Origin of the sequence: Sphingomonas sp. ERG5, assembly GCF_000803065.1 — a bacterium.
Lineage (GTDB): Bacteria > Pseudomonadota > Alphaproteobacteria > Sphingomonadales > Sphingomonadaceae > Sphingomonas.
This window is the reverse complement of sequence record NZ_JSXI01000045.1, coordinates 26,044-45,936: the sequence shown is the minus strand read 5'-3', so window position 1 is coordinate 45,936 and position 19,893 is coordinate 26,044. Positions and strand designations below refer to the sequence as shown.

Below are 19,893 nucleotides of genomic sequence, written 5' to 3'. Positions count from 1 at the left end.
CGGATTAACGAACGCCGGCGCCCGCCGGTGATGCGAAGGACTGCCGCCCCGTGATGGCGATCGCTTCGAGCGTCGCGGCGTCCGCCCCGTCGCGGGCGATGATTGACATGCCGTGCTGGAGCGCCGCGTAAAAGGCCGCGGCGGCAGCGCAATCGAACGTCGCGGGCAATTGCCCATCCGCCACCGCCCGGTCAAACCGCTGGCGCAGCCGGACGAGGTTCATCTCGCGATGAGCCTTCAACATTTCGCAGACCGGGTGGCTCGATTGCCCCATCGAGCGTGCGCCCAGCACGATCATGCACCCCCGGGGGGTCGTCTCATCGCTGTACGACCGCGCGGTATTCATCAGAAAGGCGCCGATCGCCGCCGCGATCTCGGGCTCACTATCCAGCGCATCCCAGATCTCGGTCCCGACATTGCCCTGATAGCGCTCGACCGCCTCGCGAAACAGCGCCTCCTTGCTGCCGAAGGCGGCGTAGAGGCTGGGCGAGGCAATGCCCATGGCGTCGGTCAAGTCAGTCATCGACGTTTCTTCGAAGCCATTTTCCCAGAACAATTCCATCGCCCGTTGCAATGCCGCGTCGCGGTCGAAGGTGCGGGGGCGGCCACGCTTTTCCATCGTCAAACTCTTTTCTGTGCCGTTCGACACAATAATCGGTTGACGCGCGGTTGCAAGCCATTGCAGGAATATTGTGTCGATCAACACAGAAAAGGAATCAGCAATGGAAAACCTCGACGGAAAAGTGGCTTTGATCACTGGCGGCAGCCGCGGCATCGGCGCGGCGATCGCCAGGCGGCTGGCACGGGACGGCGCAATCGTCGCCGTCACTTATGTGCAAGGCGTCGAGCAGGCGCAGGAAGTCGTGCGGGCGATTGAGGACGGGGGCGGCAAGGCGCTGGCGATCCAGTGCGACAACCGCGATGCCGCGGCCGTCGAGGCTGCCGTGGCGAGCGTTGCCCAAGCTTTTGGCCGAGTCGATATTCTGGTCAACAATGCCGGCATCTTCCACGCTGCGCCGCTCGCCGAGCTGACGGCGAATGATTTCGACGACACCATGGCGATCAATGTCCGTGCCGCCTTTGTCGCGTCGCGCGCCGCATTGGCGGTGATGCCCGATGGCGGGCGCATCATCGCGATCGGCAGCAATCTGGCGTTGCGCGCGCCCAGCCCTGGGCTGAGCCTCTATACCGCCAGCAAGGCCGCGATCGCCGGGCTGACCATCGCCCTGGCGCGCGAGCTGGGGCCGCGGCGGATCACCGTGAATGTCGTGCATCCGGGGTCGACCAACACCGACATGAATCCAAAGGACGGGCCCGGCGCGGCGCATCAGACCGGGCTGATGGCCAATCCCACCGGATTTGCCGATCCGGGTGAAGTCGCCGATGTCGTCGCTTATCTCGCTTCGGATGTCGCCCGATCGGTGACGGGCGCCGCCTGGACGATCGACAACGGCGCCAACATCTGAGCCATCCCGGCACCGGGCAGCCCCAGCATCACGGCTGGAATCCGCTGCCCCGGTGGCCGGCGCGGCAGTGATCGTGGAAACCGAGTTCACCCCGGCCGGCCGGTCGCCGGGCTGGCTATTGCTGTTCGGTCTTGCCGGGATCGCCGGATCGCGCTGGGGACCAGCATTGCCGGATGGAGTCTCGCGCCGGGCGGCATGAACATGCTGGGCTGGGCCGCGATCATGGCTGGCCTGATCACCCCGCTCGGTGCCTGGCGCGCCGCGCGTCATTTGGCTTTGGCCGTTCATCCTGCCGCAGTATGAGCTTTCTATATCGCGCGTTCCTTGGCAGAGGTTCGGATATGAGTATGCTTTACGATCAGGGTTATGTGATGGCCGCCACAGCCGGCCGGCGCTTTTTGACTGCGGCGCTGGTCGCGTCGATCGTCGCGGCGCCTGCCGCGGCACAGCAAGTCGCCCCGCCGCCGGTGGTGCCGACCGTACCGACCGCGCAAACCCCCGTCGCGCCGGCCATGGCGCTGCCCGAATTGACCGATGCACAGGCCCGGCAGCTCGCTGACCTGATCGACAAGGATTCGATCGCGCAGGGGCTGCGCGCCGATTCGGCGCCGCAAGCCGTCAAGCTCGACAAGGATGCACTGGTTGGCGCCGCGCTCGACCATGCCAAGGCGGTGCATGCCGGACGGCTCGACACCGCCGACTTCCAGCTCGAATGGGGCATCCGGCCGCAAGCCTATGACCCGCGCCCGGCCTTTATCGACGCGCTGAAGCGTGATCGACTGGCCGCATGGATCGCCTCTCTGCCGCCGCCCTATGCCGGCTATGACGCGCTCGTTGCCGGGCTGGCCCGCTATCATGCGCTCGCCGCCGCCGGTGGCTGGACCGCGCTGGCCACCGGCCCCGAACTGAAGCTCGGGGCCAGCGGCAAGCAAGTCCTGGCGTTGCGCCAGCGCCTCGCGATCGAGGATTCGCAGCTCGTCGCCACCGGTGACAAGTTCGATGCCGCGCTGTCCGAAGCGGTGAGCCGTGCGCAGCGTCGCTATGGCCTCAATCCCGCCGGCGTGGTCGGGGCCCAGACGGTCGCTGCGCTCAACGTGCCGGTCGCGGCGCGTATCCGCCAGATCATGGCCAATATGGAACGCTGGCGCTGGCTGCCGGCGGAGATCGAGAAGAACCGCGTGCAGGTGAACATCGCCGCCGCGGTGCTGACCGTGTTCGACGGTGATGCGCCGGTGATGTCGATGAAGGCAGTGACCGGCCGGCCCGGCGCCGAAACGCCGATGCTGGTATCGCGAATCCACAGCATCGTGCTCAATCCGCCATGGAACGTGCCCTCCACCATCGCCGATCGCGAATTGTGGCCGAAGGAAAAGAAGAAGCCGGGCTATCTCAAGGCCAACGGGTTCCGCATCATCGACACCGGCGGTGGCAAGCGGCTCCAGCAATCGTCGGAGAAGAGCGCGCTCGGGCGGTACAAGTTCGATTTCGACAATCAGTTCGCGGTATATCTCCACGATACCCCGGCCCAGGCGGGCTTTGCGCGCTTCGACCGGCTGTCGAGCCATGGCTGCGTCAGGCTCGAAAAGCCCGCCGACCTCGCCAAGCTGCTGATGAAGACCACCCCCGAATGGACACCCGCGGCAATCGACGCGACCGTCGCCGCCGGCAAGACCGTTCGCGCGAAAATGGCGGATCAGGTGGCGGTCTATCTGCTTTACTGGACCGCATTCGCCAATCCGAACGGGCTGGTGAGCTTCCGCGACGATCCGTATAAATGGGACGGTACGCTCGCGACCAAGATCGAGGCGCGATCCGCCACTCAGGCGCTCGCCGCGCGCTGACACTATATTCTGAAGGAATGACGATGACGACCAAGCCGATCCGTAAAGCCCTTCTCGCTGCCTCCGCCGCGCTGCTGGCGGCGGGGCTTGCCGGTTGTTCGGGATCCGAACCCGCGCCGGCACCGACCGAGAATAGCGACGTGATCAGCGAACCGACGCCCGAGCCCAGCGCCTCGCCGACGCCGGAAGCCGCGCCGGTGACGGATGCCAACGCCACGGCCGAAGTCGCACCGCACGAACCCGCAGTCGCGCCCGACGAACAGATGCTCGACGATGCGTCGGCTACCGGCATGACCGCACGCACCTCGCGCGGCGAACAGACAGCCGATGACACGGCGACGGCGGGAAATACCCAGAACAAGTGACGCCTCGGCCTGAGGGCACAGGCATTCCGGGGGCACCGGCGGGACCGATGGCATTGTCGCAAGAAGCGGGTGGGCCAATCCCGGGGCCAACCCCGGGGCCAGGCCGAGGATGGTGGCCATGCATCCCGACCTGATCATGACGGCGATCGGCGCGGTGACGTTCTGCCTGTCACTGTTGCTGTCGGCGTTTCTGTTTGCCATCCGGGGACCGCTGCGGCCGGCCAATCGGCTGCTCGCGGGTTTCCTGTTGCTGACGGCGGTCGATCTGTTCGGCTGGACGGCCGACCTGTTCCCGGACGGCGTACAGCACTTCCTGATCTTTCGGCTGCCGCTGTCCTTTCTGCAGATGCCATTGCTCTGCGCCTATGTCGGGACGCTGTGCTTTCCGAAACGGCGGTTTCATGCCCATTTGCTTGGCGGCGCAATTGCGACGCTGGTTTCGGCCGCCTCGCTCATTCCCCGTTTTCTGGTGGTAGCATTCGCGGCGCCATCAAGCCGGTCGATCGATACCGGCCTTGATCTTGTCGCGAACAATATAGCGCTGCACGTCCAATTCTATGCCTATATCGCGATCATGATCGCCCTGTTCGTTCGGTCGCGCCGAGGCGATGGTCGGACGGACTCTCCCCCCGACCGCTTCACGGCGACCTGGATCATCACGATCATCGCGGTGTCGGTCGCGGCGCATACGTTGGTGGTGGCCAAGAGCTGGGCGTCGATCCGCGGCGACGAGACGGGCTTTCAGACCCTGCAGATCGCCGTTGGCCTGTTTGCCGTGGTCATTACCTGCGCCCTGACGCTGGCGGCGCTGGCGCGGCAATCGCTGTTTCTCGGCCTGGCCGCGGAAGCCATCATGCACCGCGGCAAGCGAGGCGCCGCACCGTCGATCACGATCGACGAAGAGGCGACCGCCCATATCGAGCGCTACATGATGGCCCAGAAGCCATTTCTGGATCCGTCGCTGACCATCGGCCGGCTCGCCCGTCGTCTTGGCATGACGCAGCGCGACCTGTCGGGCCTGATCAACCGGCAAATGGGCCTGCATTTCTTCGACTTCCTCAACCGGTACCGGATCGACATGGCGGCCGCGATGCTGGTCGATCCGGCCAATGACGCGATGACCGTGCTGGAGATTGCCCATCTGGTGGGGTTCAATACCAAATCCTCCTTCAATACCGCGTTCGGCAAGCATCGCGGAGAAACCCCCACCACGCATCGTCTGCGCGCCCGGGAAGTATCGCGCGCCGAAGCGCGCTGACCCTGTCGTGCCGGACGGGCGTCCGACTTTGCGAAATCGGTCGCCGCCCGCCGGGTGAACCGTCACGCCTTCGATCCTGTTCGGAGGAGATAGTCGATGTGGTCATTTCTCAAGCGCGGCCTGGCGCCCTTAGCCATGCTGCTCGGCATTCCGAGCGCCTCACATGCCGCGCCGCCACCTTCGGGCGAGGAAAGAGCGGCAGCGATCGACCGCCTGCTCGCGCCCTGGAACAAGCCCGATGCGCCCGGCGTGGCGATCTCGGTCACGCTGGACGGCAAGGTCATTGCCAGCGCCGCCAGGGGCCTCGCCGACCTGGAACATGGCGTCCCGATCAAACCGGTCTCTGCCTTCCATGCAGCCTCGCTGTCCAAACAATTCACCGCGTTCGCGATCATCCTGCTCGAACAGGATGGGAAGCTCTCGATCGACCACCGCCTGGCCGACTACCTGCCCGAAGCGACCGGGCTGGGCCCGATCACGCTGCGCCAGTTGCTGAACCACACCAGCGGGCTGCGCGACCAATGGACGCTGCTGGCGATGGCCGGGTGGCGGCCGGAGGATCTGGTCACGGATGATCAGGTCCTGGCGATGATCCTGCGCCAGCGCGCCACCAATTTCGCGCCGGGAACGGCATATCAGTACACCAACTCCGGCTACAGCCTGCTGGCGGCGGTGGTGCGCCGGGTTTCGGGCAAGAGCCTGAACGCGTTTTGCGAGGAGCGGATCTTTCGCCCGCTGGGCATGACCCATACCCGCTTTCCCGAAGATATTTCGGACGTGGTGCCCGAACGCGTGCTGTCCTATCGCCCCACCGCCAGCGGCTATGCGCGCGAGGTTCTCAACTATGCCACCGCCGGCCCTTCCGGCCTGACGACCACAGCCGAGGACCTCAGCCGCTGGGCCCTGAATTTCGAGCATCCCGTCATTGGCGGCACACAGGCGCTGCGCCGCATGGAGGAGCAGGGCGTGCTCAACGACGGCACCGTCAATATCTATGCGCTGGGCCAGGAACATCGTCCCTATCGCGGGCTCGACACCTGGAGCCATGGCGGACGCGATGCCGGGTTCCGCGCGTTCCTGCTGCGCATCCCGGGAGAGCGATTCTCGGTCTCGGTGCTGAGCAACGCCGCCGATATCGATAGTGCGAAGATCGCATTCGCCATCGCCGACATCTATCTGGCGGATCGCCCGGCCTATCGCGCACCGGAACGCCTGGCGCCCACCATGCCGGATGCGGCGCAACTGGCCGGTTATGCCGGGAACTACGAGCTGTTCCCCGGCCTCATCTTCACGCTGAGCAGCGATGGCAAACAGCTGTTGTTCGGCGCCCTGAATGACCCCGCGCCGACTGCACTCCCGCCCTTGTCGGCGCATAGTTTCCAGCTGAATGCGAAGAGCGACCTGGCGATCGAGTTTCCCGACCAGCCGGCGGGACAGGCGCCGAGTTTCCAGTATCGCATCGGCCTCCACGGCGCGTTGCGGGCGAAGCGCGTGACGCTCGCCTCCTTCTCCCCCGCAACGGCGATGTCGAAGGAATTCGCCGGACGATATTACAGCGCCGAGCTCGACACCGATTATGAACTGAAGGTCGAGAAAGATGTGCTGACGGCATGGCATGCACGGCGACCCGCCGTTCGGCTGAGCGCTTATCAGCCGGACATGTTCTCAAGCTCCGAAAGTTTTTTTCAGAAGGTCGTTTTCCAGCGCGACGCTGCGGGGCGAGTCACGGGTTTCCTGCTCTCGGGGCCAGTCACCGAAAATGTCCGGTTCGTGCTGCGCAACCCGCCCGGCGAGTGACCCATGACGGGTAAGCCGCCCCCGTTGACGCGAGCAACGAGCCGCCTAGCATGACCCGCTCAACGACAAAAAAGGGTCACGCAGATGCGGCAATTGGGTTCGATGGTGGCGGCGTTAGCGCTGATGACGGGCGCGGCACAGGCCAAGGGCGCCGACAACAGCCAGGCCGAAGCGCAGGCGCTGGATATCGCCAAGCGCGCCATCGCCTTTCGCACCGTGCAGGGCCCGGGCAACCAGACCCCCGATTATGCCAACTATCTGAAGGACCTGCTGCTCGCGGGCGGATTCGCCGCCGGCGATGTGACGGTGACCAGAGTGGACGATACCGCCTATCTCGTCGCGCGCTATCGCGGCACCGACGGCGCGGCCAAGCCGCTGGTCGTTTCCGGCCATATGGACGTGGTCGAAGCCAAGCCCGCCGACTGGCAGCGCGACCCGTTCACGCCAATCATCGAGAATGGTTATCTGTTCGGGCGCGGCGCGACCGACATGAAGCTCGACGGGGCCGAGGTGATCGCCACGCTGCTGCAGTTGAAGCGCGACGGCTACAAGCCGCGCCGCGACATCGTCATCGCCTATTCGGGCGACGAAGAGACGACAATGAAGACGACCCAGGCGCTCGCCGCGCAATTTCCCAATGCCGAGCTGGTGCTCAATGCCGATGGCGGCGGCGGATCACTGGCCGAAGACGGCCATCCGCAATTCTTCACGCTGCAGGGCGCGGAGAAGACCTATGCCGATTTCCAGCTCGAATTCACCAATCCCGGCGGCCATTCGAGCGCGCCGCGCAAACTCAACCCGATCTATCAGCTGTCCGCCGTGCTCGACCGGATCGGCGCCTATCAGTTCCCACCTCAGGCGAACGAACTGACCAAGGCATTCTTCATCGAGGCCGCCAAGCAGCAGACCGGCGAAACCGCAGCGGCGATGCGCGCCTTTGCCGCCGACCAGAGCGACAAGGCGGCGATCGCGACGCTGACGGCGAATCCCGCCTATATCGGACAGATCGGCACGACCTGCGTCGCGACGATGCTGAGCGGCGGCCATGCGATGAACGCACTGCCGCAGCGCGCCACCGCAATGATCAATTGCCGCATCTTCCCCGGCGTGAAGGTCGAGGATGTCCAGGCCAAGCTGGTCAACCTCGCCGCCGACCCGGCGATGACGATCAGATATGTCGACATGGGCACCATCCCCAACGACGCCTCACCAATGCGGCCCGATGTGATGAAGGCAGTCAGGAAGGCGCTCGACATCGGATACAAGGGCGTGCCGATCATCCCGGGCATGTCGGCGGGCGCGAGCGACAGCATGTGGTTCCGCAGCCGAAATGTGCCGAGCTATGGCGTCAGCCCGACCTTCATCAAGGATTCGGATTCGTTCAGCCACGGCCTCAACGAGCGCACCCCGCTCGCCAATATCAAGCCGTCCATGGCCTATTGGAAATCGCTGATCACGGATCTTTCCAAATAGGGTTGAGCCCCCTCTCCCGTTCGTGCTGGGCTTGTCGAAGCACCACTCTTCTTCGAACCATCGAAAAGAAAGAACGGCCCTTCGACAAGCTCAGGGCGAACGGGTGCGGTGTGGTTCTCTCTAACCCAGCAGCGCCGCGATCTGGCGTCCGGCGATGCCGCGCGCCTCGTCAGCGGTGAAGGTGGTCGGCGACAGACAGAGTTCGAGCCATAGCCCGTCGACCAGCGCCGTGATCGCGATCGCGGTCAGGCGCAGGTCGGCGGAGGCGACGCCGCATTCCAGCAGCAGCGCCTCCAGATCGCGGCGATAGGCGGCATAGATATCATCGTGCAGCGCGGCGATCCCCGGGCGCGCCTTGACCAGGCTCCAGAAGGCCAGCCAGGTGGCGAGCAGGCCGGGATCGGCGATCGGCGGGTGGAAACTGGCAGTGACATAGGCGTCGAGCCGCGCGCGCGGATCCGGGCCGGCCGCGGCAACGCCGGCATCGAGCGCGGTGCTGACCCGCTCGCCGACATGCATATAGGTCGCGGCGACCAGCGCATCGACGCCGTCGAAATAATGGCTGACCAGCCCGGGCGACACGCCGGCCTCGACCGCGATCGCCCGCACCGATGCGCCAGCCGCGCCATGCGACGCAAGCACGCGCGCGGTCGCCTCGATCAGGCTGAGGCGGCGCGCATCGGGTTCGGCGCGGGAGAAGGCAGGCTGGGTCATGGCACCGCCATAACAGCAATTGCGTTGGCGTGCAGCCTGTTGTACGATCGTTCAACAAGATAATCTTGGGAGGCCGGGATGGCGCATCGTTTTGCCGACATGGAAGCGCATGATCCCGATGCGGACTGGAGCCTGCCCGGCTGGCTCTATACCGACCCGGAATATTTCGACGTCGAAGTCGCGCGCGTTATTCGCCCATCGTGGCAGATCGTCTGCCATGTCGGCGACATCCCCAGGACCGGGGATTACCACACGCTCGACTATATCGGCGAAAGCGTCATCGCGGTGCGCGGCGAGGACGGACAGATCCGCGCCTTCGCCAATGTCTGCCGCCACCGCGCGATGCGGCTGGTCGAAGGGCCGCAGGGCTGCGCGAAGAAGCTGGTCTGCCCCTATCATGCCTGGGCCTATGAGCTTGACGGGCGCTTAAGCGGCGTGCCGATGCGCAGCGATTATCCGGCGCTCGACATGACGAAGAACGGGCTTGCGCCGATCGGGATCGAGATCTGGCGCGGCTTCGTGTTCGTGCGGCTCGAGGATGATGGCGGGCCGTCGGTCGCCGAGATGATGACGCCCTATGACGGCCAGGTCGCGCCGTACCGGTTCGAGGACATGCAGACGATCAGCCCGGTGCGTGCGCGCGAGCGGGCGGTGAACTGGAAGAATGTCGGCGACAATTATTCCGACAATCTCCACATCCCGGTCGCGCATGACGGGCTGACCCGGCTGTTCGGCAAAAGCTATGCGATCGAGGCCGAGCCATGGGTCGACAAAATGTCGGGCCGGCTGGTCGATCGCCCCTCGGCCAATCCATGGGAGCGGTTCTACCAGAAGCATCTGCCCAAGGTGGATCATTTGCCCGAGGAGAATCAGCGGCTGTGGCTCTATTTCAAACTGTGGCCGAACATGGCGTTCGACCTGTATGCCGACCAGATCGATTTCATGCAGTGGCTGCCGCTGACGCCGACCACCTCGCTGCTGCGCGAGATGTGCTTCGCGCTGCCGGATGACCGGCGCGAGATGAGCCTGGTGCGCTATGCCAATTGGCGGATCAACCGCACGGTCAATGCCGAGGACACCTGGCTGATCGAGCGCGTGCAGCGCGGCATGGCGTCGCAAACCTATACCGCCGGCCCGATCGGTGCGAGCGAAGTATGCCTGCGCAGCTTCGCCAAAAAGATCCGCCGCATCATCCCGGAGGCGCGCCAGCACCGCGCGCCAGCACCGGGCTGGAGCCGCCGGCCGAGAGCAGTGACGGAATAATAACATCGTCATTCCCGCGAAAGCGGGAATCCCGCTTCTTCTCGACGGTAGTGAAGGCAGCGGGTCCCCCGCTTTCGCGGGGGTGACCAGAAATTGGGGAAGCAGAGAATGACCAAATCCTACGACGCAGTGATCATTGGCGGCGGGCATAACGGCCTGGTCTGCGCTTTCTATCTCGCCAAGGCGGGGATGAAGGTCCGCGTGCTCGAACGGCGCGACGTGATCGGCGGGGCTTGCGTCACCGAGGAATTCCATCCCGGTTTCCGCAATTCGACCGCGAGCTACACGGTCAGCCTGCTGCGTCCCAAGGTGATCAAGGACATGCGGCTACACGAACGCGGCTGGAAGATCATCGAGCGGACCATTTCCAATTTCTTCCCGCATGACGATGGCTATCTGAAGCTCGGCGGCGGCACCGCGCGGACCCAGGCCGAGTTCGCGCGCTTCTCGCCGAAGGATGCCGAGACCTTCCCCAAATATGAGGAAGCGCTGGAGCGGGTCGCAGAGGTGCTGCGCGACATGGCGCTGAAGACTCCGCCCAATGCCGGTGGCGGCGTCCGCGCGCTGATCGCCGCAGCGGCGCAGGGCCGCAAGCTCGCCGGCATGGACATCGAGGCGCAGCGCGACGTGATGGACCTGTTCATCAAATCGGCGCGCAGCTTCCTCGATAGCTGGTACGAGAATGACTATGTGAAGGCAGCGTTCGGGTTCGACGCCGTGGTCGGCAATTATGCCAGCGTCGACACGCCCGGATCGGCCTATGTGCTGCTCCACCATGTGTTCGGCGAAGTGAACGGCAAGAAGGGCGCCTGGGGCCATAGCGTCGGCGGGATGGGCGCGATCACCAAATATATGGCCGAGGCATGCACTGAGCTCGGCGTCGAGATCAGCCTGGAGACGCCAGTCGCCAAGGTGCTGGTCGACGGCAATCGCGTCACCGGCGTGAAGCTGGAAAGCGGCGAGGAGATCGCCGCCAAAGTGGTCGCGGCCAATGTCGGCCCGGCCCTGCTCTATCGCCAACTGGTCGACCGCGCCGATATGACGCCCGAATTCGCGCGGCGGATGGACAATTTCAAGACCGGCTCCGGCACGTTCCGGATGAATGTCGCTTTGTCCGAACTGCCCGATTTCTCGGTCCTGCCGGGCAAGCAAGTGGCCGAGCACCACACCTGCGGCATCATCATCTCGCCGACGCTCGATTATATGGACAAGGCGTTCACTGACGCGAAGGCCAAGGGCTGGTCGGACGAGCCGATCGTCGAGATGAAGATCCCGACCTCGGTCGATGACAGCCTCGCGCCGCCGGGACAGCATATCGCCAGCCTGTTCTGCCAGCAGTTCGCGCCGGTGCTGCCGGATGGGCGCAACTGGGACGACGAGCGCGAGGCCGCCGCCGACCTGATCGTCGATACCGTCACCAAACATGCGCCGAACTTCAAAGGCTCGATCATCGCGCGGCAGATTCATTCGCCGCTCGACCTGGAGCGCAAGTTCGGGCTGATCGGCGGCGACATCATGCACGGCCATATGTCGCTCGACCAGCTCTGGGCAGCGCGGCCGGTGCTGGGCCATGGCGACTATCGTGCGCCGATCAAAGGGCTCTATATGTGCGGCGCGGGCACGCATCCGGGCGGCGGCGTGACCGGCGCGCCGGGGCATAATGCCGCGCACGAGATCCTGCGCGACAAGAGCGTGCTGGGGCGGCTGTTCGGATAGGCGACCGCCGCAATCACCAGAAGCGCTGGCGGAGGCGGTTGAGGCGCTCCATCGTCTGCCGCTGCGCAGCGAGCCCCTTCATGCCCATGTCGTGATCGCCCTTATGGACTTGCGTGTCGAACGCGGCTTGCCGCTCGCCAATATCGGCAACGAAGCGGTCATGCGCCGCCAGCACATCCTGCCAGGGTGAAGCGGCGGCAGATCCGAGCGTAATGCAGCGACCGGCCAGCCCGGCGATCTCGATGCGCAACAACGCCCCCCAACGCCCCAGTTCGTCGAGGACCAGCGGGTAGATATTGCCCCCCGCATCCGACCCGGCAAGCGCGCGGTCGAACAATGTCGCGAGCGCGGCATCGTAGCGCTGCTTGAGATCGGCGAGTCGCGCAAGCTGCGCATCGAGCCCGGATTGCAGCAGCGTCCGCTGCGCCTCGGATAGCGGCGGTGCGCTCATTCGTCAGCCGTTCGGATCGGGGACGTGCCCGGTCCCGTCGCAGACATGGCAGGTATATTTCTGATGCCCGTGGCAGCGCGGGCAGGTTTTCTTTCCCGACCCCTTGCAATCGGGGCATGGGACTCGCCCGGTCCCCTTGGTGAAGTCGCCGAACTGCAGTCCCGACCCCTTGCCGCCGCAATGCGTGCAGGCCTCATATTCCGCGCCCCGCGCGAAATAACCGTCACCGCGGCAATCGGGACATTGGACATCCTTGTTCCCCCGGCAATCCGGACAGGTGATTTCGCCATAGGAGCAGTCATGACAGGGCACTTGCCCATGAACGCAGTCCCGGTTCGGGCATTTGATTTCCGCCATGATCCATATCCCCCGCTACGCCGCTCGATGCACCGGGCGTAACCGACCGGGTGCGAGGCGGTCACCTGACGGAATCGAGGGGTCGCCGACCGATCGGTTTCGGACCGGAAAGCCGTTGCCGGTCACCAGTGGGCATCCTAGTCTTCGGCCATGACGCACAGGGTCCGGAAAACATGATGCCCGGCGCGATGATGTCGCTGATCGAACCTGTGGTCGCCGCACGCGACGCGGCACGGGCAGCGCGGGACTTTTCCAGCGCGGCGACCCAGTTCGGCGTGAGTTATTTCCAGGCGCGGCATTATCGCCGCCCACCAGGGCAGCTGACCGCGGCGCGTCACTGGGCAGCGGGCGGACTGGTCGAGCGGCGCTGCGTCGCCGGCTGGATCGGCGGGACCAGCCACCGTTACATCTGTTTCGACGTCAATCCGCTGGTCGAGCCGATCGCGCGTGGCATGACGCGGTATCGCTTCAGCGACTTCGCGCCGCGCCGGGACCGCCGCTTCGGCGACTATTGGGACGCGATGAGCGAAGGGCGGATCGGCGATGCACTCGGCGTGACCGCTTATGGCTATGACGGCGCGGTCGCCTCGCTCCATATCGGCTTTGCCGACCCGGAGATCGACAGCGGAATCGCCGAAGCGCTCCACAGCGCCGGCACAATCCTGGCCGAACGGCTGCTGCGCGAGCCGCTGGGGCCCGACAACGCCGCCGGCGGCGCGGCGCTCAGCGCCCGCGAGCGCGACGCGATCGGCTTCGTTGCCGAGGGCAAGACCGACTGGGAGATCGCGACGATCATGGGCGTCGCCGAGACCACCGCGCGTTTCCATGTCGACAATGCGCGGCGCAAGCTGGGCGCGGTCAACCGCGCGCACGCCGTCGCCCGGCTGATGGCGCTGGGATTATGAGGACGGTGCAGCGCGGCTGTGGCGGACCCAGAAATAGACCGGCAACCCCGCCAGCAGCAGCACCAGCCCCCAGAGATCGGCCTCCAGCCCAAGGCCATAGACCATCCACAGCACGAACAGCGTGGCCGCGGCGGCGGCGATCTTGAGCGGCAGGTCGTTCGGCAGCAGCCGGAGCGCGGCGAGCGCGCTGGCGAGATAAGCGAGCATCCCCGAGGCCAGCGAGACCGAGGCGATGAACGTGAACAGCTCCCCCATGCCGCGCGTATAATTGGACAGTGCGACCACCGTAACCAGCACGCCGGAGACGAGGTGCGCCCGGGCCGGGGTGCCGCGCGCAGTCTCCTTGCCGAACCAGGCGGGAAACACGCCGCCCTGCGCCATGGCGCGCGGCACTTCGCCCTGCAGCAGGATGAAGCCGTTAAGCGCGCCAAATGCGCTGATCGCGGCGAACAGCGCGACGATATCGGCAGCGCGCGAACCGAATTCGCGGCCCAGAAACTCGGCGATCGGCGCGGGCGAGGCGGCCGTGACCGCAGCGGGCATGAGGAACGCGGTCGCCGCCGAGACAAGCAGATAGACCAGGCCGGTCAGTGCGGTGCCGATCAGCGTCACGCGCGGCACGACATAGGCCGGATTATCGATCTTGTCGGCCGGCACCGTCGCCGATTCCACGCCGAGAAAGCCCCAAAAGGTAATCGCCGCCGCGCCGGCGATCGCGCCGGCGCCGATCGGCACCGGGGGGTTGGCCGCAACCGCCCCCGCCCCGTCGCGCAGCAGCAGCCAGGCCGCCAGCGCGATGACGCCGGCAAGCGGCACCAGCTTCAGCGCCATGGTCACGAACTGCACGCGACCGGCAAGCGCAACGCCGCGGATATTGACCGCGATCAGGCTCCAGATGATCGCCAGCGCGACCAACGCGGGCACCTTGCCCAATATCGGGAAGATCAGGCTGAGCGCGCTGACCACCGCCACCGCCACCGCCGCATTGCCGGCCCAGATCAGCACCCAGTAACTCCAGGCGACGGCAAATCCCGCCGCCGGGCCGAACGCCGCCTGGGTAAAGGCATAGGGCCCGCCCGCGATCGGCAGCTTCGCACCGAGCCGCGCGAACACGAAGGCAAGGCACAGCGCCCCGCCGATCGTCACGATCCAGCCGATCATGCCGTTCCAGCCAAGCGGCGCGAGCGTCGCGGGGAGCAGATAGACGCCCGACCCGATCATGTTGCCCATGACCAAAGCGAGGCAGGTCCAGAAACCCAAGGCCCGCCGCGATGTACCCATATCGTCCCCCGCCATCATGCCGGACCTGTTCCGACACTCGCCGGTCCGCATGCTCCATCGCCATGGTGCGGCACTGTCGCCCCCGGAACAAGGCTCTCCCGAGCAAAATCGGGCAGGCCGAAAAATGGCTGTTCCGGCAGCATTTTTCCCGCAGCTGCGGGAGTTGCTGCGGGAAAATGCTTTTTTGAGGGTTCTGCGGGAATCTGCGGGAAAAGCTGCGGGAGTTTTGATGGATCCGCACGGGAGTTTTTCAGGATCCTTGCGGGAATAACGGGAAAACCGGACAGCCCGGCGCCGCGTGACGAACCGCGCCGGATGTGCCGAAACAGCGATGGTGGAATTTCCGGTATTTTGCGCAAGAGATGTGGCGCGGCGATGCCGGCACGCGCCGGTACCGACATAGGGATCATCATCTTCACGATGCGAAAGAGCCAGGCGGGCGCAAGGGCATCCGCCAATGGCGACGCTGGCACAGGTGTCGGCGGGGTTGAATCGCCACTGGCCGACGCGGGCGTCGATTTTGTCAGCGCCTCTCACATTGATCCCGCTCAAACGCACGGTCGCGCCGCACCGTTGCGGGATCCGGGGTGACGCGGGATGGGTAACGCGGTTAAGCTCAAGGCGATGACCTTTGCCGCCGTTCCCACACCCCGCTGGCCGCAGCGCCTGATCGATGCCGCGCTCGCGCTGCATGACAACCGATTGTCGGATGCGGAGCCGCTGCTCAAACAGCATCTCAAGGACGATCCGTTCGACGTGCAGGCGATCCGCATGCTCGCCGAACTGGCCGGACGGATCGGGCGCTACAAGGATGCGGAGAATCTGCTGCGCCGCGCGGTCGAGCTGTCGCCGGACTTCACCGCCGCCCGCGCCAACCTCGCCATCGTGCTCTATCGCCAGAACCGCTCCGACGAAGCGATCGCCGAGCTTGACCTATTGCTCGAGGAAGAGCCCGACAATCCCGGCCATGCCAATCTGAAGGCGGCGGCGCTGGGCCGGATCGGCGGGTTCGACGAAGCGATCAGCTTGTACGAGGAGGTGCTGAAATCCGCGCCGCGCCAGCCCAAGATATGGATGTCGTACGGCCATATGCTGAAGACGGTCGGGCGCCAGGCCGATGGCGTCGCCGCCTATCGCCAGTCGATCGCACTGATGCCGGAACTGGGCGAGGCGTGGTGGAGCCTCGCCAATCTGAAGACCGTGAAGTTCGACGCCGCCGATATCGCGGCCATGCAGGCGGCGCTCGCCCGTGGCGGCATTTCCGACGAGGATCGCTTCCACCTCGATTTCGCGCTGGGCAAGGCGTTCGAGGACAGCAAACAGACGGCCGAGGCGTTCGCACATTATGCCGCCGGCAACACGCTGCGCCGGGCCGGGATCGTTTATAAGGCGGACGACACCGAAGCGCTGGTCGACCGCAGCATCGCGCTGTGCACGCCCGATTTCTTCGCTGGCCGCGCCGGCGCCGGATATGATGCGCCCGATCCGATCTTCATCCTGGGCATGCCGCGCGCCGGATCGACTCTGGTCGAGCAGATCCTGTCGAGTCACAGCCAGGTCGAGGGGACGTCCGAGCTGCCCGACATTCCCGCCCTTGCCCGGCAATCGACCGACTATCCGGGGCATCTCGCCAGGCTGCCGCACGACCGGCTGCGCACACTGGGCGAGGAATATCTCCGCCGCACCCGCATCCAGCGCCGCACCGACCGACCCCTGTTCATCGACAAGCTGCCCAATAACTGGGCGCATGTGCCGCTGATCCATTTGATCCTGCCCAACGCCCGGATCATCGATGCGCGGCGTCATCCGCTTGGTTGCTGCTTCTCCAACTACAAACAGCATTTCGCGCGCGGCCAGGCGTTCAGCTATGCGCTCGACGATATGGGCCGTTACTATCGCGACTATGTGCGGCTGATGGCACATATCGATGCGGTGCTGCCCGGGCGGGTTCACCGGGTGATCTATGAAAACATGGTCGACGATACCGAAGCCGAGGTCCGCGCCTTGCTCGCCGCATGCGGGCTGGGGTTCGAGCCGGCCTGTCTCGATTTCCACAAGACCGACCGCGCGGTGCGCACCGCCAGTTCCGAGCAGGTGCGCCAGCCGATCTTCCGCGAAGGCACCGAGGCATGGAAGCCGTTCGAGCCATGGCTCGATCCGCTAAAGGACGCGCTTGGCGATGTGCTTGAGGCCTATCCGCAGGTGCCGCGCTTCTGAGACCGAGAATTTGGTAAACCCGGGGCCGATCGCCCCGTCACACCAAGCGTGGCAAAAACGTCACGTTGCAGTCATGAAATGAGTAGGTCCATATCGGACCGTTGACGAATATTGCGCGTGCGAACACTCTGCCGAAACAGAATGTCGTTTCGGGGGATCGTCATGCACGTCATTAAACGTCGCGCCGCACTTGCCACCTTGCTGGCTTCAGCGGCGAGCATCGCCTCTCCCGCGCTGGCACAGGATCAGGCGCCGACCGCGCCCGCCCGCGCCGCGATCGATGACTCGGACGACATCATCGTCACCGCGCAGAAGCGCGAGGAAAACCTGCAGAATGTGCCGATCAGCATCCAGGCGCTTGGCTCCAAGAAGCTCGACCAGCTCAACATCAGCAATTTCGCCGAATATTCGCAGCTCCTCCCCTCGGTCGCGTTCCAGAGCTCCCAGCCGGGCGTGACCACCGTCTATATGCGCGGTGTCGCATCGGGCGGCGACGGCAACCATTCGGGATCGCTGCCGTCAGTCGGCGTCTATCTCGACGAACAGCCGGTGACGACGATCGGCGGCACGCTTGACGTGCATGTCTATGACGTCGCGCGGATCGAGAGCCTCGCCGGGCCGCAGGGCACGCTCTATGGCGCCTCGTCACAGGCCGGCACGATCCGCATCATCACCAACAAGCCCGATCCGAGCGGCTTTTCCGGCGCGGTCGATGCCGAGCTCAATACCGTCGCCAAGGGTGGCATCGGCGGCAAGGCCGAGGGTTTCGTCAACATTCCGCTGTCGGAGATGGCGGCGCTGCGCGTCGTCGGCTTCTATCAGCGCGACGCGGGCTATATCGACAATGTCGCCGGCACGCGGACCTTCAATGTCTCGGCGCCCGGAGCCCCGCTAGCGCCCGGCTATACCGGCATCGTCACCAACACGGCGCTGGTGAAGAAGAATTTCAACACCAACGAAACCTATGGCGGGCGCGCCGCGCTGAAGGTCGATCTCGACGATAACTGGACGGTCACGCCATCGGTCATTTATCAGGAACAGCGCAGCAAGGGCCTGTTCGGATATGATCCGCGGGTCGGCGACCTGAAGGTACAGCGCTTCAATGCCGATAGCCGCCGCGAGCGCTTCGTGCAGGCCGCACTGACGATCGAGGGCAAGATCGGCAATTGGGACGCGACCTATGCCGGCGCCTATCTCGACCGTACCGCCCATTCCGCAACCGATTATACCGATTATTCGGAAGCCTATGATTCGCTCTATGCGTCGCGCAACGGCATCTCGAGCTATTTCTATTTCCACAACGCGGCCGGGCTGACGATCGACCCGCGCCAGTATGTGATCGCATCCGATCACTTCAAGAAAATGAGCCAGGAATTCCGCGTCGCATCGCCGCAGGGCGAGCGGTTCCGCGTCGTCGCCGGGCTCTTCTATCAGCGCCAGAGCAACCTGATCCATCAGGATTACCAGGTGGCCAATCTTGCACCGCTGCTGTCGGTTAACGGGTCGCCGGGCACATTGTGGCTGACCCAGCAGCATCGCGTCGACAAGGATTACGCGATGTTTGGCGAGGCGAGCTACGACATCCTGCCCAATCTGACGCTGACCGCGGGCGCGCGCGGCTTCATCTACGATAACTCGCTGATCGGCTTTTTCGGCTTTGGGCGGAATCCCGCCTATGTCCAGGGCGCGCCGGGCAATCCGCCGCCGAACGCAGCGGGCAGCTCGCGGACTGGCGTTGCCGGCTGCTTCACCAATCAGGGGTTGAGGCTGCGCGACGCCCAGCTGGCCGGCGCGGGGACGACGTTGTTGCCGCCCGAAGTCGCCGGCGGCCCGTGCACCAACCTTGGCGTCTATAACACCCGCACCGGGGGCATCGACCCGGTCGAGGCCGAGGGCCAGGGCGTGACTCACCGGCTCAACCTGACCTGGAAGCCGACCGAGGACATCCTGCTCTATGGCACCTGGTCGCGCGGCTTCCGTCCCGGCGGCATCAACCGGCGTGCCGATGTGCAGCCCTATGCCGCCGACTATCTGACCAATTACGAGATCGGTGCGAAAACCACCCTGTTCGGCGGGCTGCTCCGGCTGAACGGCGCGGTCTATCAGCAGGAATGGAAGAAATTCCAATTCTCCTTCCTCGGCGCGAACAGCTTCACTGAAATCCATAACGGCCCCAATGCCCGCATTCGCGGCATCGAAATGGACGCGAACCTGTCGACCGGCGGACTCAGTCTAACGGCCGCCGGATCCTATACCGATGCCAAGACGCTGAAGAATCTGTGCGGCTATGACGACCCGACCTTCACCTGCACCACCGCGGGGCCGACGGGGCAGATCAACTATATCTCGGCCGCAAAGGGGACGCGCCTGCCGATCACGCCGCGCTTCAAGATCAACGGCACGGCGCGCTACACCGCGCCGGTCGGATCGGGTAAGGCCTATGTCCAGGCGGTCGTCGCGCATCAGAGTTCGGCATCGTCGGACATTCGCAACAAGGTGTTCATCGGCACCTTCCTCGACCCGAGCGATCCGGCGACCGTCGCCGATCCAGCGAGCTTCTTCAACGCCGCCACCGCACTGGGGCGCCTCAAATCCTATACGACCGCCGATTTCGCGGTGGGCGGGGAATTCGGCTCCTACTCGCTCGAATTGTTCGTGCAGAACGCCTTTGACGAACGCGCCGAATTGTCGCGGTTCCAGGCATGCGGCAATTGCGGCCAGCGCGGCTATATCGTGACCAACACGCCGCGCACGATCGGCATTCGCGCAGGCACCAAGTTCTGATGGCG

17 protein-coding genes are annotated in these 19,893 nt (G+C 65.1%); 12 read left to right on the top strand and 5 right to left on the bottom strand.

Features of this window, described 5'->3' with window-relative positions; translation table 11 throughout:
* Positions 1-4: 4 nt before the first annotated feature.
* A complete protein-coding gene (locus OO12_RS15675) occupies positions 5-775 on the bottom strand; it encodes a TetR/AcrR family transcriptional regulator (protein WP_200887488.1) in 771 nt (256 codons plus the stop codon).
* Between OO12_RS15675 and OO12_RS15670 the strand changes: the two genes are divergently transcribed.
* The 7 genes from OO12_RS15670 to OO12_RS15645 all read left to right on the top strand — a co-directional run bounded on the left by OO12_RS15670 (position 744) and on the right by OO12_RS15645 (position 8,200).
* Positions 744-1,466, top strand: a complete 723-nt coding sequence (locus OO12_RS15670; RefSeq protein ID WP_200887487.1) for an SDR family NAD(P)-dependent oxidoreductase — start codon at positions 744-746, stop codon at positions 1,464-1,466. The genes OO12_RS15675 and OO12_RS15670 overlap by 32 nt on opposite strands.
* 52 nt (positions 1,467-1,518) lie before the next feature.
* Positions 1,519-1,665, top strand: coding sequence for a hypothetical protein (locus tag OO12_RS28630; protein ID WP_160296823.1), 147 nt, complete (start codon positions 1,519-1,521; stop codon positions 1,663-1,665).
* Positions 1,666-1,837: 172 nt separating this feature from the next.
* Entirely contained in the window at positions 1,838-3,307 is a 1,470-nt protein-coding gene (locus tag OO12_RS15665; RefSeq protein ID WP_200887492.1) for a L,D-transpeptidase family protein, read from the top strand.
* Positions 3,308-3,324: 17 nt separating this feature from the next.
* On the top strand, positions 3,325-3,672 hold the full coding sequence (locus OO12_RS15660; RefSeq protein ID WP_235364820.1) for a hypothetical protein: 348 nt from the start codon (positions 3,325-3,327) through the stop codon (positions 3,670-3,672).
* A 118-nt stretch (positions 3,673-3,790) separates the two neighbouring features.
* Positions 3,791-4,930: a helix-turn-helix transcriptional regulator gene (locus OO12_RS15655; protein ID WP_160296822.1), complete on the top strand. Its 1,140-nt coding sequence runs from the start codon at positions 3,791-3,793 to the stop codon at positions 4,928-4,930.
* Positions 4,931-5,026: 96 nt separating this feature from the next.
* Positions 5,027-6,727, top strand: a complete 1,701-nt coding sequence (locus OO12_RS26970) for a serine hydrolase domain-containing protein (RefSeq protein ID WP_082006565.1) — start codon at positions 5,027-5,029, stop codon at positions 6,725-6,727.
* Positions 6,728-6,811: 84 nt separating this feature from the next.
* Entirely contained in the window at positions 6,812-8,200 is a 1,389-nt protein-coding gene (locus OO12_RS15645) for a M20/M25/M40 family metallo-hydrolase (RefSeq protein WP_034159653.1), read from the top strand.
* Positions 8,201-8,320: 120 nt separating this feature from the next.
* On the opposite strand, the gene OO12_RS15640 is transcribed toward OO12_RS15645, so the two are convergent.
* Positions 8,321-8,914, bottom strand: a complete 594-nt coding sequence (locus OO12_RS15640; protein ID WP_034159652.1) for a TetR family transcriptional regulator C-terminal domain-containing protein — start codon at positions 8,912-8,914, stop codon at positions 8,321-8,323.
* 78 nt (positions 8,915-8,992) lie between these two features.
* On the opposite strand from OO12_RS15640, the gene OO12_RS15635 reads away from it, so the two are divergent.
* Entirely contained in the window at positions 8,993-10,177 is a 1,185-nt protein-coding gene (locus tag OO12_RS15635) for an aromatic ring-hydroxylating oxygenase subunit alpha (protein ID WP_034159651.1), read from the top strand.
* Positions 10,178-10,285: 108 nt separating this feature from the next.
* Complete coding sequence (locus tag OO12_RS15630) at positions 10,286-11,893, top strand: phytoene desaturase family protein (protein WP_034159650.1); 1,608 nt, start codon at positions 10,286-10,288, stop codon at positions 11,891-11,893.
* Between the two features lie 13 nt (positions 11,894-11,906).
* Here the strand turns inward: OO12_RS15630 and OO12_RS15625 are convergent, their stop codons facing one another.
* Complete coding sequence (locus OO12_RS15625) at positions 11,907-12,344, bottom strand: hypothetical protein (protein WP_034159649.1); 438 nt, start codon at positions 12,342-12,344, stop codon at positions 11,907-11,909.
* A gap of 485 nt (positions 12,345-12,829) precedes the next feature.
* Here OO12_RS15625 and OO12_RS15620 point away from each other — a divergent pair, with 485 nt between their 5' ends.
* The gene (locus tag OO12_RS15620) at positions 12,830-13,606 is read left to right on the top strand and encodes a helix-turn-helix transcriptional regulator (protein WP_034159648.1); all 777 of its coding nucleotides are present in this window, start codon (positions 12,830-12,832) and stop codon (positions 13,604-13,606) included.
* Here OO12_RS15620 and OO12_RS15615 read toward each other — a convergent pair.
* Positions 13,601-14,905, bottom strand: a complete 1,305-nt coding sequence (locus tag OO12_RS15615) for an amino acid permease (RefSeq protein ID WP_235364819.1) — start codon at positions 14,903-14,905, stop codon at positions 13,601-13,603. The genes OO12_RS15620 and OO12_RS15615 overlap by 6 nt on opposite strands.
* The gene (locus OO12_RS28105; protein ID WP_152616468.1) at positions 14,902-15,345 is read right to left on the bottom strand and encodes a hypothetical protein; all 444 of its coding nucleotides are present in this window, start codon (positions 15,343-15,345) and stop codon (positions 14,902-14,904) included. Before OO12_RS28105 ends, OO12_RS15615 begins: the two co-directional genes overlap by 4 nt.
* Positions 15,346-15,484: 139 nt before the next feature.
* Here OO12_RS28105 and OO12_RS15605 point away from each other — a divergent pair, with 139 nt between their 5' ends.
* Both OO12_RS15605 and OO12_RS15600 read left to right on the top strand, forming a co-directional pair.
* Positions 15,485-17,104 (top strand): sulfotransferase, encoded by a 1,620-nt coding sequence (locus tag OO12_RS15605; RefSeq protein WP_443024570.1) that lies wholly within the window; start codon positions 15,485-15,487, stop codon positions 17,102-17,104.
* Between the two features lie 162 nt (positions 17,105-17,266).
* The gene (locus OO12_RS15600) at positions 17,267-19,888 is read left to right on the top strand and encodes a TonB-dependent receptor (protein WP_034159742.1); all 2,622 of its coding nucleotides are present in this window, start codon (positions 17,267-17,269) and stop codon (positions 19,886-19,888) included.
* The last annotated feature ends 5 nt before the right edge of the window (positions 19,889-19,893 follow it).